Origin of the sequence: Gluconobacter oxydans DSM 3504, from assembly GCF_000583855.1 — a bacterium.
Lineage (GTDB): Bacteria > Pseudomonadota > Alphaproteobacteria > Acetobacterales > Acetobacteraceae > Gluconobacter > Gluconobacter oxydans.
Genome location: NZ_CP004373.1, coordinates 2,818,036 through 2,830,250 on the forward strand (window position 1 = coordinate 2,818,036; position 12,215 = coordinate 2,830,250).

Sequence of the window (12,215 nt, forward strand, 5' to 3'; positions counted from 1 at the left end):
TTCCCAAAGCCATGGATCTGAAATCTTTCCCTGTCGTCGAACAGAAACCGTTCGTCTGGATCTGGGCGGATCTGGAAACACCCGCAGACATGAACCGCCTGCCGGACACGGCTTCCCTTTTTTCGCATGGCACAGAGAAACTCCTGTTCGGAACAGGCACCTGCCATGTTGAGGCGCGGTCCCAGATCGTGCTGGAGAACCTGTTCGACCAGTCACATATCAGCTTCACGCACCCTGCAAGCCTGGGCATTCGGAGCTGTGAGGATGGCCCGGCAAAGGCCTGTTCAATACTCGAAGAGCCAACGCGTCTCTGTTTTCACCACCCCCTGAAAGCTTTTCCCACGCCAGATGCCATGACCGCCTTCTTTCCCAAGCTTGGAAGCACCATGGGGATCAGGAGCCGGGCCGAACTGTTTGGAGTTTCACTGGTCGTAGCAGCCGGGTCGGAAATCGTTTCCTGTGACGAAGAGGGGCATGTGCAGGACAGCATGGGTCAACTGGCGTTCCTTCACGGAATTACCCCCGAAACGGATACGACCACGCATTATCATTTCGCCATCCTGCGTGATTTTGCCACGGGTTCCGAAGACATTTCGGAGCAGTATGCCAGCCGGAACAGGGATGTGATTGCCGAGGACGTGCGTGTTCTCAATGCTATTGAACCCTGCCTCGATCAGACACGAGCCTGCGATGAGCCCAACTTCGTGACGGATGCAGAAGCTGTTCATGTGCGCAGAAGGATCGAAAGACTGATCCTTGAAGAGGAACATCTTCGTACCAGTTCGGCGGGCTGACAGCCCGACTCTGATTGGGTTTCTTTTTGTGTATATCGAACCAGCCCCTGGGTAGGGATTTGAATCGTCGGACAACAGGAGGCGACCATGTTCGCTCAATCCGGCAACACACCCATCAATCCGACAAAAGCTCCCGGTTCTCCAGGTGAAAGGGAGCCTTTCGATCCCTATCCCGACAAGAGCCCGATCATAGACGAGCCTCCGGAAGAAGATGAGGAGGTTGAAAAGGACTATGATCCCGCGAAAGAGACTTCATCATCCAAAACCGGGCAGTCGGGCAGCTTTCTTTTTGCTGCGAGCAAACCGCCGTTCCAAAACAGCTTTGAAGCATTGTCACCCCTGCAATGGAGATGATGATGCTCTACCCACAAAGTGCCAGTGAGCTGCCGAATCCCCCGCCACCAATGCCACCCGACCCGCCAAAGCCCAATCCATATCCCCCACCGGGTGAAGATCCTCCCCCCATGCAGGAACCTCCCAATCGGATAAACTGAAAGAAGCCCGGTGCAAGCCGGGTTTCTTTTTGTCTCAGATGAACCCCGGGCTTGCAGAGCGCTTGAATCGTTTTGCAGGAGGGCAGAGCATGTCCATTCCAGTTGATGAGCGCAGCACGAAGCCCATTCCGCCTTCAGAGGTTCACGATCCAGAACCATACGACGCGAATAATCACAAGAATGACGAAAATCGGCCGCTGAATTCGCCTCCTCGGCGAGGAAAGGTCCACCAATATCGCATCCGGCCTCTGGGTAGGTTTCTTCCGCCATGGACGCGCCACTGAGACAGGATGACGTCTACTCAAGTCAGGAAATTGTAACCATAGCTATCACAAACGATGGAAATGTATCATCCTGAATAAAGAACGATGCGCAGGAGGCGAATTTGAAGCATTTTCTATTGTTGATAGCTGTATTGGCAGCGCCAGGTATAGACTGCGGCCAGGAAACGAAGTCCAATCCCCCGCAGGTTATGAAAAACGGACCTGTGTATCCGGAAAAACTGGTCAGGGAAAATGCCACAGGCCAGGTCAAGATGATGTTTGATATTGATAAAACCGGGCATACGGTGAACTGTCAGGTGGTTTCCAGTACAAACCCTGAATTCAACGCAAGTGCGCTCAATCACTGCCGGCAACAGCGATATGCCCCAGCGACCATAAAAGGCGTTCCCGTGGTTGAGCATCATCACCAGACAACGGTAAATTTTAGTCTGGATAATTAATTCACACACTTCAAAGCATGGCGGCGACATGGGCCAGATCAACCCAAGGGCCGCCTTACCGTGCCACCGCAATCAGGGATCGCTCATATTTCATAGAGTTCGAGCGGAAGATCATCCGGATCAGCGAAAAACGTGAACCGGCGGCCTGTATAGGGGTCTGTGCGAATTGGCTCCGAAACAATTCCGTGCCCCTTTAAACGCTGTACCACCTGGGCAATATCCTGAACACGGAATGCGAGATGGCGCAGTCCACAGGCTTCTGGTCGCGAAACCCGAGGGGGAGCATGCGGAAAGGAAAAGAGCTCAATCTGGGCATCACCGACCTGAAGATCACACTTCCATGAATTACGCTCGGCCCGAAAATTTTCAGCGATGACCTTGAAGCCCAGTACATCAACATAAAACGCTCGGGAGCGCTGATAATCCGATGCGATGATGGCGACGTGATGCAACCCAGTAATATCGCCAGCATCCTGCTTCATCTTATCTGCGTCCCTTAACCTCAATTCCAACGACGATAGCGTCAGCAACTACCGAGATCCACCATGCTGATAGTGCTGGCAGAAATTCGCGTTTTTTATCGTAAAAGCAGATTTGTAATGACATCGGTGAGCCTGTCGTAAGGTGGCTGAAGCAACGTCGCACCACTGAAGCGCCCCTGCCGGTAAATGCCCCGGGGATGAGTCAGCGCGATAAAGCCTTCCTTCCCGTGATACGCCCCGATCCCACTGTCTCCTACGCCTCCGAAGGGCAGGTCGTCCTGCGCGATATGCAGCAGGGCACCATTGATGGTGACATTTCCGGAAACTGTGCGCCTGAGAACCCTGTCACGTTCAGCGCGGTTATCGCCGAAATAATACAAAGCTAGAGGACGCGGCCGCTCGTTGATAAAAGCAATTGCTTCATCCAGTGTGCGATAAGTGAGGACTGGCAGGACGGGTCCGAAAATTTCCTCCTGCATAACGGTCATCTGCGGTGTCACATCCAGCAGCAGGACGGGAGCCAGAACATGGCTTTCGTCTGAATTGCTCCCCAGACGGATCACCTGCGCGCCCTGGTGCTCGGCATTGTCGATCAGGCCTTGCAGCCGTTCATAATGATGCTGATTGAGAATGGCGGTGTAGTCAGAGGAACCCGCGTATCCACCGGGGTGCTGCTTTTTCACGCCTGCCTGGTAGGCCGCCGCAAAGGCGTCCCGGTCATTTTCGTGAACCAGCACATAATCCGGCGCGATGCAGGTTTGCCCGCCATTGGTCAGCTTGCCGAATACCAGGCGATCCGCCACCCATTCCCTGCAAAAGCCGGGCTCGATCACCACGGGCGACTTGCCGCCCAGTTCAAGCGTAACGGGTGTCAGATTGCGGGCCGCTGCCTCAGCAACCTTCCTTCCAACCGAAGTGCTACCGGTGAAGAAGAGATGGTCGAAAGGCAAGGCAGAGAATGCCGCGCCCACTTCGCCATCTCCCGTGACGACCGAAACCTGCTCCGACGGAAAAACGGCCCGCACGATTTCGCCGATCACTGCCGATGTCACCGGTGTGAATTCCGATGGTTTGAGCATGGCCCGGTTTCCGGCTGCAATTGCCGTTGCCAGCGGCACGAGAGCAAGGGAAACCGGATAATTCCAGGGTGCGATAATGCCTACGACACCAACCGGCTGGCGAATTATCCAGGCGCGACCGAACTGGAAATAGGCTGAAACATGCCGACGCTCTGGTCTCATCCAGCATGCGAGATGTCGGATCATGTAATTGATCGACTGGATCAGCGGGATCAGTTCAACAATGGCACTTTCCCGCTCTGACCGCTGGCCGAAATCCGCCTTCAGGGCCCGGACGATATCAATCCGCCGCTTGAGAACTTCAGCTTTTAGGCGACGCAGATCGGCCCGACGCTGTTTCAGGACAGGGGGCCCATCCCGCAGAAACGCAGCGCGCTGGCGGTCGAGAAAACGAGACAGATCGGCCGGGGAAACAGTATCGGACATGACGTCCTCCATGTTTACAGAAGAAACTTTCACGGGCAGGGTATGGAGCACAATGCTTCAGCGTCAATTAAAGTTTCTTCTGTAAACATGAGCCTCACGAATGAGTGAAACCAAGAACCGCCCCTATCATCACGGGGACCTGCGCCGCGCCCTGATCGATACGGCGCTTGCCATGCTGGCTACAGACCAGAACTGGACGTTCACGCTCCGGGAAGTGGCGCGCCGCACAGGGGTCAGTCATGCAGCCCCTTACAAGCATTTCCAGGATCGCGAGATGCTGCTGCGGGAACTGGCACGGATCGGTTTCGTCCGGCTGGGGGAGTGCATGGCAGAGGCCATGTCCCAGGATTTCTCTTCCACGCGCGCGCAATTCGTCGCCACAGCCCAGGCCTGTATTGATTTTGCCCGCTGCAATCCTGGCCTTTACCGGCTGATGTTCAGTGCCGATGCGGACAAGACGATAGACCCGCAGTTGCATGATGCCGCCATGGACACATTCGCAATTCCTCTACGCCTTCTGGAAGACGGGCAGGAGGACGGCAGTTTCCGGAAGGTCGCCATTACGGCACAGGCAGCTGCAAGCTGGGCACAGGTGCATGGTCTGGCCATGCTGACGATCAGCGGCCAGCTCCTTGAGGAAAAAGTAGGGCCAGAGCCGGTACGAGCCGCGCTGGACGTATTGCTGGATGGTCTGTGCCGCAGTGACTGACTGGAGATCATAGGCTCACATCTTTCTATGCGCCCCCGCCCAGTGCTGTAATTACAGCCCCTGTACAGGCAGCTCTCTCCAGATCCGGGCGCCAGAAAACCATAGGACGCAAAGTGTTATCGCGTTATGAAGATGCAACCGTCTTTTTCAGAAAGTTGATCATGCATTTCCTGACGCCCCCAACTCTGACCTGCTCGCACATTACATGAATCCCTTTTCCTTCAGAAAAAGGATAACGGTGCCGTCATTTGCCGTCATGACTGGCGGAACGGGTGGAATTGGGTGTGAAATCGCGGGGCTCCTGCTGGAGCAGGGGTGGGATGTCCTTTTGCTGACACGCCAGCCCCGCAAGGCGGAAGAACAGATCTCAGGCAGCAAAGGCCGATTTGAGGCTGTTTTCTGTGATCTGACAGAGCCATCGGATCTTCAGGCTGTCAGTACCGCAATCCGGGACAGAAATCGGCCCATCGGGCTTCTGATTCATTGCGCAGGGAAAATACAGCCTGAAGCAACCAAGGATATTACCCAGCATAGCCTTGAAGAGCAGATGGCAATCAATCTGACATCGCCCATCCTCATGACCAGTCAACTGCTCCCCGCCTTGTCTCCCAATGGGCATGTCATGTTCGTCAATTCCATTGCCGGGGTGATGCCCTTGCAGGGAAGTTCTGTATACAGCGCAACGAAATTCGGCCTCAGAGGCTTTGCGCGTTCCCTTGCGCTTGAATTCAGCCCCGGGACACTGAGGGTTTCGTCCATATTTCTTGCCGCTGTTGATACCCGGATGCTCGAGCAGGAAACGCGGGACGGGGGGTCTGTCCTGAATTTCGTCAATCAGCCCCTGTCAGCCCGATATGTAGCCAGAATGATTATCCGGACCAGCGAAGGGGCGGGGCGTGAAATCTTCCTGCCCAGGATAGACGGCATTTTTGCCCATGCCTGTCTGGTCATGCCGTGGCTGCTGCACATCACGACGCCACTTCTCGAAAAAGTCGGGCAGATCGGGCTGCGGCGCTTCCTGAAACACAAAGCCGCCGCTTCTGTCGTCGCCCATAAAGAATAAACCGTCACTGATTCGGTCATAAGCGGAGATGTAGACTTCGCTCAGCCACCATCATCATTTTGAGATAAGTGTTACCCTTAGATAAATACCGAAACCCAATGATGGAGTTGTTAACCAATAAAAAACACTAGAGATTTTATCAAACAAAAGCATTTTATGATTTATTGACGCAAAAACAGAAGTCTTTTACACATCCATTTCTGTTTTACACTTTCGGAAGGCTGTAACGTGCCTAGTGTGACGTTGACTGATTTTCTGCAAGTGACCCAATGGTCTCCCGACCAGCTTGCACAGCAGATTGGGCGTACAACCGATGACATCCTGTGGTGGACTCACCACCACGAGGAACTGCCGCAGCAGCTTCAGAACTGGATGACGCGGGTCGTAACGGCATTCCAGACAAAACCTCCAGCGATGGGGTATGCTCTGGAACGTCCGTCAAGCTGTTCCTTTAACGACGACCCTTCCATGACCGTCGTCTGCAATGTCTGTGGTCTGGCGCCACGCTGCCGTCAGGGCATCTACGCGAAAAATTAATAAAGCCGCCTAAACCCTTGCCTGCAACCGCAAGGAAAGGCGCTCAGCCGCCTTCCGAAAGGCCTGAAAGAAATCCCGGTGGATGGAAACCTGACCACCGGCCATGCCAATAAAGCCTTCCACCATTCCATTCTGAAGCAGACCTTCGGAATGGACCAGCATGCCGTCAGGATCTTCCATGCTGCCTGAGGAAGGCGCATCACTCTCCTCCCGCTTGCGTAGATCCTGTTTCAGAACATCCCGCCAGTACGCCTCGACCTTTTCGGAATAAAGACGCCCGTCCACGGTGTAGGCTTCCATCGGCTTGCCCAGGCCCATCATATAGCCGATTTCCACAGCTGTTCCCGGATCCATCTCCGGAGAACGGCGGAACGGATCAATACAGAACAGACCCGCAGCACAGCGGTCCATCAGATCACGATCCGCACGGACAAACGCAAGAATGGTTTCGCGACCAGGCGGCAGAAGGCGCGCCTCGGCCTGACCGTCAAAAGGCGCCACACCATCCAGGCCATACTCGGCACAGATCGATTTCAGTTTTACGAAAAGAGCGAGGGCTTTCGGACGGAACACCAGATCGCCCGCCAGATAAACTGGAATAAGATTTTCTGACATAGATCCAAGCCTCTACACGGTCTCCGACCCTGAAGAAAGCCCGATAAGGCAGACCCATTCAATGGGTGTCGGACAACTGCCCGAGAGCCTGAATTTCATATTTTCTTGGGATCGCGCTGGCGGAGGGGATGGGATTCGAACCCACGATACGACTTGAAATCGTATAACGGATTAGCAATCCGCCGCCTTCAGCCTCTCGGCCACCCCTCCGCTTTTTTACGCGGTTCGCACGGCGTATGCAGGAGTGTTCTTAGGGGGTAACCGCGTCGTGGTCAAACCCCCCGAGAACATTTTTTTCGCCTTACTCCGAAAGAAGTTTCTTCAGGGTTTCGTTGACGAGGGCAGGGTTGCCCTTGCCCTTCATGGCCTTCATCGTCTGACCGACAAAGAAGCCGAAAAGCTTGTCCTTGCCACCCTTGTATTCCGCGACCTTGTCGCTGTTTGCGGCCAGGATTTCACGGATGGCGCTCTCGATTGCTCCGGTGTCAGTCACCTGACGCAGGCCCTTGCGCTCGACGATGGCAGAGGCGGAATCACCCGTCTCGACCATGTCTTCGAGAACTTCCTTGGCGATCTTTCCGTTGATTGTTGAGTCGGAAATCAGACCCAGCAGCTCCCGCAGACCTTCCGCACTGACCGGGCTGTCCTCGATCGAACGCCCCGTACGATTCAGCGCGGCGAAAAAATCCCCCAGCATCCAGTTGGCTGCCAGACGGGCATCTGCACCACGTGCCACTGTCTCGTAGAAATCCGCGATCGCCTGCTCGACGCAGAGCACGGAAGATTCGTAACGGCTGACACCGTATTCCTGCTCCAGACGCGCACGCTTGGCTTCCGGCAGTTCTGGCAGAGCTGCCTTGAGTTCATCCACCCAGGACTGCTCGATCACCAGCGGCAGCAGGTCCGGGTCCGGGAAGTAGCGATAGTCATGCGCATCTTCCTTGCTCCGCAGGGAGCGGGTTTCGCCACGCACATGGTCGAACAGGCGCGTTTCCTGATCGACGGTTCCGCCAGCTTCCCAGACCTCGATCTGACGCTGTGCCTCGACCTCGATCGCCATCATCACGAAACGGATGGAATTGACATTCTTGATCTCGCAGCGCGTGCGATACTCGGTTTCACCCGGCTTGCGGACCGACACGTTCACGTCGGCACGCATGGAGCCTTCTTCCATGTTGCCATCGCAGGTGCCAATATAACGCAGGATCTGGCGCAGCTTGCGCAGATATGCACCGGCTTCTTCAGGCGAACGGATATCCGGCTCACTGACGATTTCCATCAGCGCGACGCCAGCACGGTTCAGGTCGATGAAAGAGCGTGTCGGATCCTGATCATGGATTGACTTGCCCGCATCCTGCTCCAGATGCAGACGCGTCACGCCGATTTCGCGCGTGCTGCCATCTGCCAGATCAACCAGGACCTTGCCCTTGCCGATGATCGGATGGGCGAACTGGCTGATCTGATATCCGGTGGGCAGATCAGCATAAAAGTAGTTCTTGCGGTCAAACCGGCTGAACAGGTTGATTTCGGCTTCAAGCCCCAGACCCGTCCGGACGGCCTGCGCCACGCATTTCCGGTTCAGAACCGGAAGCATGCCTGGAAAACCGGCATCAACAAGGCTGACATGCGTGTTCGGTTCGCCGCCATATTCCGCCGAAGCGCCGGAAAAGAGCTTGGCCTCGCTGACGACCTGGGCATGAACCTCAAGACCGACAACGATTTCCCATTCGCCGGTGCTGCCGGTGATACGATAGCTCATGCCGACACTCCTGCATGAATGGTGGGTCTGTGATGGAATGCCGCAGCCTGCTCGATGGCATGACCGGCCGCAATCAGCGTCTCTTCATCGAAGAACTTGCCGATAAGCTGTAATCCAAGCGGCACGCCACGCGCATCCAGACCAGCCGGGACGGACAGGGCAGGGACGCCCGCCATGCTGGCCGGAACCGTAAAGACGTCATTGAGATACATCTGCACCGGATCACTCGGCTTTTCGTCCTGTGCAAAAGCGCCGGAAGGAGCGGTCGGCGTCAGAAGCACGTCAACGTTCTCGAATGCCTTGAGGAAGTCCTGCTGGATCAGCGTCCGGACCTTTTGTGCGCGCAGGTAATAGGCATCGTAATAGCCTGACGACAGCACATGCGTCCCGATCAGGATGCGGCGCTTGACCTCGTCACCGAAACCGGCGGCACGGCTGGCTTCATACAGACCATCCAGCGTCGAGGCACTGACACGCTCACCAAAACGGACGCCATCATAACGGGCCAGATTGGAAGACGCCTCGGCCAGAGCCGCAATATAATAGGTCGGCAGGCCGTACTTCGTATGCGGCAGGGAAACCTCGACGATTTCTGCGCCGGCATCGCGCAGCCAGGTCATGCCCTGCTGCCAGAGCGCCTCGATTTCAGCTGGCATGCCCTCGACGTGATATTCCTTGGGAATACCAACGCGCAGCCCCTTCACACCGCGCTTGAGCGCTGCCTCGTAATGCGGAACGGGGGTATCAACGCTCGTTGAATCGCGCGGATCAAACCCGGCCATCGACTCAAGCAGAATGGCACAGTCCTGAAGATTGCGCGCCATCGGACCGGCCTGATCCAGCGAGCTTGCGAAGGCGATTGTTCCAAAGCGCGAGCAGCGACCATAGGTCGGCTTGATCCCGGCAATACCCGTAAACGCCGCCGGCTGACGGATGGAGCCACCGGTATCCGTACCTGTCGCACCCAGAACAAGCCCGGCCGCCACAGCCGCCGCGGACCCGCCCGAAGAACCTCCCGGAACCAGCTTTGCGTCAGAATCCTTGCGCTTCCAGGGGTTTTCCACCGGCCCGAACGCAGAGGTCAGGTTCGCAGACCCCATGGCGAATTCGTCAAGGTTCAGCTTACCCAGAAAGACCGCGCCATCCTTGAGCAGATTGGCCGTTACCGTGCTTTCGTAAGGTGGCACGAAATTGCCGAGGATCTTGCTAGCAGCCGTCGTGCGGACGCCATTCGTGCAGAACAGATCCTTGATGCCCAGCGGAATACCGCAAAGGCTGCCGCCTTCACCCTTGGCCAGAGCCTCGTCGGAAGCCTTGGCAGCCTCACGGGCCTGATCGGGGGTGCGGGTGATGAAGCTGTTGAGCTGGCCGTCCAGATGCTCGATCGCGTCAATATGGGCGTTCGTCAGTTCGACTGCGGAAATTTTGCGCGCCTTGAGCGCGTCCCGGGCCGAAGCCAGCGTAAAATCGTGAATGCCGGACATTATTCGACCACCTTCGGAACCGTATAGAACGGGCCTTCCCGCTCGGGAGCGTTGGAAAGAACCTTGTCACGGCAGTTGCCATCCGTAACGCGGTCTTCGCGCAGACGGGGCTTTGCGAGCCCTGTGCCGATCATGGGGTCGACGCCCGTGACGTCGACTTCCTTGAGCTGCTCCACCCAGTCGATGATGGAGCCCATGTCCTTCCCGAGAGTTTCAACCTCTTCGGGCTGGAGACCAATCCTCGCCAGTCTGGCGATGCGCGTAACCGTTTTCGCGTCGAGCGACATGAATATTCCTGAACAAGAGGAAATTTTATGGTGGCTTTTCAGCCGTCAGGGGGATCATAACGCCGTGCTATGCCCCTGTTCAATCCACATGATCTCCGTAATCTTCTTCAGTCCGGTCAGCGCGTCCTCGGTCTCGACCCCGGATCGAAGACTATCGGCGTCGCCCTGACAGATGTCTCACTCATGCTGGCATCTCCCCTGATCGGCCTCAAACGGCGGAAACTGGGCGAAAATGCGCAGGAACTGGCCAGGATCGTCCGCACGCAGGACGTAGGGGCCCTGGTCGTCGGATTGCCGCTTTCGCTGGATGGATCTTTTGGCCCGGCGGCACGCGCCGCATCGGACTGGACACAGGCCCTGTCGGAAAAGCTCGGGATTCCCGCGGGCTTGTGGGACGAGCGCCTGTCCTCAAGCGCCGTCAACCGTTTCCTGATCAAGGATGCCGACATGACGCGTGGGCGGAGAGCGGAGGTCGTCGACAAGATGGCCGCAGCTTATATGCTGCAGGGCTGGCTCGACGCATCACGTCCGGAAGCGCCTGAAATTTTCTGATCCGGCAGAAATATTTGCCCGGATCAGACGCTTTTGTTTCCAATCAGGGCGGAGCGTGACGATGTATTGGCCAGGACGCGGAACCATATTCGGGCCGTCATAGCGCCCATAAGCAGACAGAACAGGAACTTCATGATCTTTCTCCAGTCATGAAGTCAAAACGAACCATATTGGTCCGGGTTTTCCGTCGGACAATTTCAAATTGTAAAGAGGGCTGTGACGTGATGTTTCGTGTGTTGATCGTGACGCTTTTTCTGGGACTGTCAGCCTGCGCCCACGACCCCGAGGACGGGAGTGCCCCCGTCAGCCGGCACCATCCCTCATCTCACGGGGCCTATGCGGGCGCTGGTGGCGGCTGGTCCGGATACTGATCAGCGCTGCCGCCAGGCCAGCCGGACCGGCATGGCGCGATAGGACGCAAGATCCCGCCCACCCCTTACAGGCAAAGCACTCCCCGCCTGGCCGACTGCATGGTGAATGATACGGGGCGGAGGCGCATAGGACACCATGTGAACGGATGGCATCGTTTCCATACGCGGTGCGGGACGCTCGGAAAATCCGGCCTGTCTGTTCAGAGCGAAATAAGGGGCGGGCCTGGCACTTGGAAGCATGGCCTGCAACCCTGACGCGGTCATGACCACCTGTGGAAGGAAATCAGGCGGCCGGTAGCTGTCGGGCTGCCCGTTCCAGATGGCCAGAACATGACGGGCATAATCGGCGCCCAGAGCCGGGGTGAGGGAATGATAGGCAGCCGTCGCGGCGGGCCAGCCCTGAAGCTGGTTGTGCAGTCCGGACAGGAAACGGGCCCCGTAACGGGCATTGCTGTAGGGATCAAAAGCGTCTTCGAGCGAGAAAAATGCATCGGGATGATGGTGCAGATTGATCTGCATGCAGCCCACATCGATCGAGACGATCCCGTGCGCCTGAAAATCCCGGACTGCCGCGATGGCTTCATCCCTGCTTTCGTAGAAATAGCCTTTTCCGGCCGCATTGACGGTCCAAGGCCACGCCACGGTTGCCGTACCATTCGGATCCCGCCGCCCGCTCTCCACGCGACTGATGGCATCCAGAAGGCGGGGTGGAATTCTGGCCTGCTGCTCGGCAGCCTGCACTGCCACCTTACAGACAGAAGACGCATCATAAGCACGCGCAACCGGTACGCCAGAAAGCGTCAGGGCAGCGGCAAGAAGGAGGATTTTCCCGATCATTG

The 12,215-nt window shown here is 56.7% G+C and carries 15 protein-coding genes and 1 tRNA gene; 8 read left to right on the top strand and 8 right to left on the bottom strand.

All coding sequences use genetic code 11. The features are described from left to right. Positions 1 to 11: 11 nt before the first annotated feature. The 3 genes from GLS_RS12550 to GLS_RS12555 all read left to right on the top strand — a co-directional run bounded on the left by GLS_RS12550 (position 12) and on the right by GLS_RS12555 (position 2,012). On the top strand, positions 12 to 794 hold the full coding sequence (locus tag GLS_RS12550) for an aromatic ring-hydroxylating dioxygenase subunit alpha (protein ID WP_226986682.1): 783 nt from the start codon (positions 12 to 14) through the stop codon (positions 792 to 794). 87 nt (positions 795 to 881) lie between these two features. Continuing rightward, positions 882 to 1,148, top strand: coding sequence for a hypothetical protein (locus GLS_RS13200; protein ID WP_080691976.1), 267 nt, complete (start codon positions 882 to 884; stop codon positions 1,146 to 1,148). A gap of 525 nt (positions 1,149 to 1,673) precedes the next feature. Continuing rightward, positions 1,674 to 2,012: an energy transducer TonB gene (locus GLS_RS12555; protein ID WP_148295942.1), complete on the top strand. Its 339-nt coding sequence runs from the start codon at positions 1,674 to 1,676 to the stop codon at positions 2,010 to 2,012. Positions 2,013 to 2,095: 83 nt separating this feature from the next. Here the strand turns inward: GLS_RS12555 and gloA2 are convergent, their stop codons facing one another. Further along, positions 2,096 to 2,494 (bottom strand): SMU1112c/YaeR family gloxylase I-like metalloprotein, encoded by a 399-nt coding sequence (gloA2, locus tag GLS_RS12560; RefSeq protein WP_041112476.1) that lies wholly within the window; start codon positions 2,492 to 2,494, stop codon positions 2,096 to 2,098. A 95-nt stretch (positions 2,495 to 2,589) separates the two neighbouring features. After that, entirely contained in the window at positions 2,590 to 3,999 is a 1,410-nt protein-coding gene (locus GLS_RS12565) for a coniferyl aldehyde dehydrogenase (RefSeq protein WP_041112927.1), read from the bottom strand. Between the two features lie 100 nt (positions 4,000 to 4,099). Between GLS_RS12565 and GLS_RS12570 the strand changes: the two genes are divergently transcribed. From GLS_RS12570 to GLS_RS12580, 3 genes are all read left to right on the top strand, one after another. Next, positions 4,100 to 4,708 (top strand): TetR/AcrR family transcriptional regulator, encoded by a 609-nt coding sequence (locus GLS_RS12570; RefSeq protein WP_041112477.1) that lies wholly within the window; start codon positions 4,100 to 4,102, stop codon positions 4,706 to 4,708. A gap of 256 nt (positions 4,709 to 4,964) precedes the next feature. After that, on the top strand, positions 4,965 to 5,771 hold the full coding sequence (locus GLS_RS12575) for an SDR family NAD(P)-dependent oxidoreductase (protein ID WP_041112478.1): 807 nt from the start codon (positions 4,965 to 4,967) through the stop codon (positions 5,769 to 5,771). A 261-nt stretch (positions 5,772 to 6,032) separates the two neighbouring features. Continuing rightward, positions 6,033 to 6,308: a hypothetical protein gene (locus GLS_RS12580; RefSeq protein WP_226986590.1), complete on the top strand. Its 276-nt coding sequence runs from the start codon at positions 6,033 to 6,035 to the stop codon at positions 6,306 to 6,308. 9 nt (positions 6,309 to 6,317) lie between these two features. On the opposite strand, the gene GLS_RS12585 is transcribed toward GLS_RS12580, so the two are convergent. From GLS_RS12585 to gatC, 5 genes are all read right to left on the bottom strand, one after another. Beyond that, positions 6,318 to 6,923 carry a nucleoside 2-deoxyribosyltransferase gene (locus GLS_RS12585; RefSeq protein ID WP_041112479.1) on the bottom strand — a complete coding sequence of 202 codons (606 nt, stop codon included), beginning with the start codon at positions 6,921 to 6,923 and terminating at the stop codon, positions 6,318 to 6,320. Positions 6,924 to 7,040: 117 nt separating this feature from the next. Continuing rightward, a tRNA-Ser gene (locus tag GLS_RS12590) sits at positions 7,041 to 7,133 on the bottom strand. Between the two features lie 91 nt (positions 7,134 to 7,224). Continuing rightward, entirely contained in the window at positions 7,225 to 8,682 is a 1,458-nt protein-coding gene (gene gatB, locus GLS_RS12595) for an Asp-tRNA(Asn)/Glu-tRNA(Gln) amidotransferase subunit GatB (RefSeq protein WP_041112480.1), read from the bottom strand. After that, on the bottom strand, positions 8,679 to 10,166 hold the full coding sequence (gene gatA, locus GLS_RS12600; protein WP_041112481.1) for an Asp-tRNA(Asn)/Glu-tRNA(Gln) amidotransferase subunit GatA: 1,488 nt from the start codon (positions 10,164 to 10,166) through the stop codon (positions 8,679 to 8,681). Before gatA ends, gatB begins: the two co-directional genes overlap by 4 nt. Next, entirely contained in the window at positions 10,166 to 10,453 is a 288-nt protein-coding gene (gene gatC, locus GLS_RS12605; RefSeq protein ID WP_041112482.1) for an Asp-tRNA(Asn)/Glu-tRNA(Gln) amidotransferase subunit GatC, read from the bottom strand. Before gatC ends, gatA begins: the two co-directional genes overlap by 1 nt. 69 nt (positions 10,454 to 10,522) lie before the next feature. On the opposite strand from gatC, the gene ruvX reads away from it, so the two are divergent. Continuing rightward, positions 10,523 to 11,005: a Holliday junction resolvase RuvX gene (gene ruvX, locus GLS_RS12610; RefSeq protein WP_041112483.1), complete on the top strand. Its 483-nt coding sequence runs from the start codon at positions 10,523 to 10,525 to the stop codon at positions 11,003 to 11,005. 221 nt (positions 11,006 to 11,226) lie between these two features. Next, positions 11,227 to 11,376 carry a hypothetical protein gene (locus GLS_RS13385; protein WP_155720760.1) on the top strand — a complete coding sequence of 50 codons (150 nt, stop codon included), beginning with the start codon at positions 11,227 to 11,229 and terminating at the stop codon, positions 11,374 to 11,376. On the opposite strand, the gene GLS_RS12615 is transcribed toward GLS_RS13385, so the two are convergent. Further along, complete coding sequence (locus tag GLS_RS12615; protein ID WP_041112484.1) at positions 11,377 to 12,213, bottom strand: lytic transglycosylase domain-containing protein; 837 nt, start codon at positions 12,211 to 12,213, stop codon at positions 11,377 to 11,379. Positions 12,214 to 12,215: the final 2 nt, after the last annotated feature.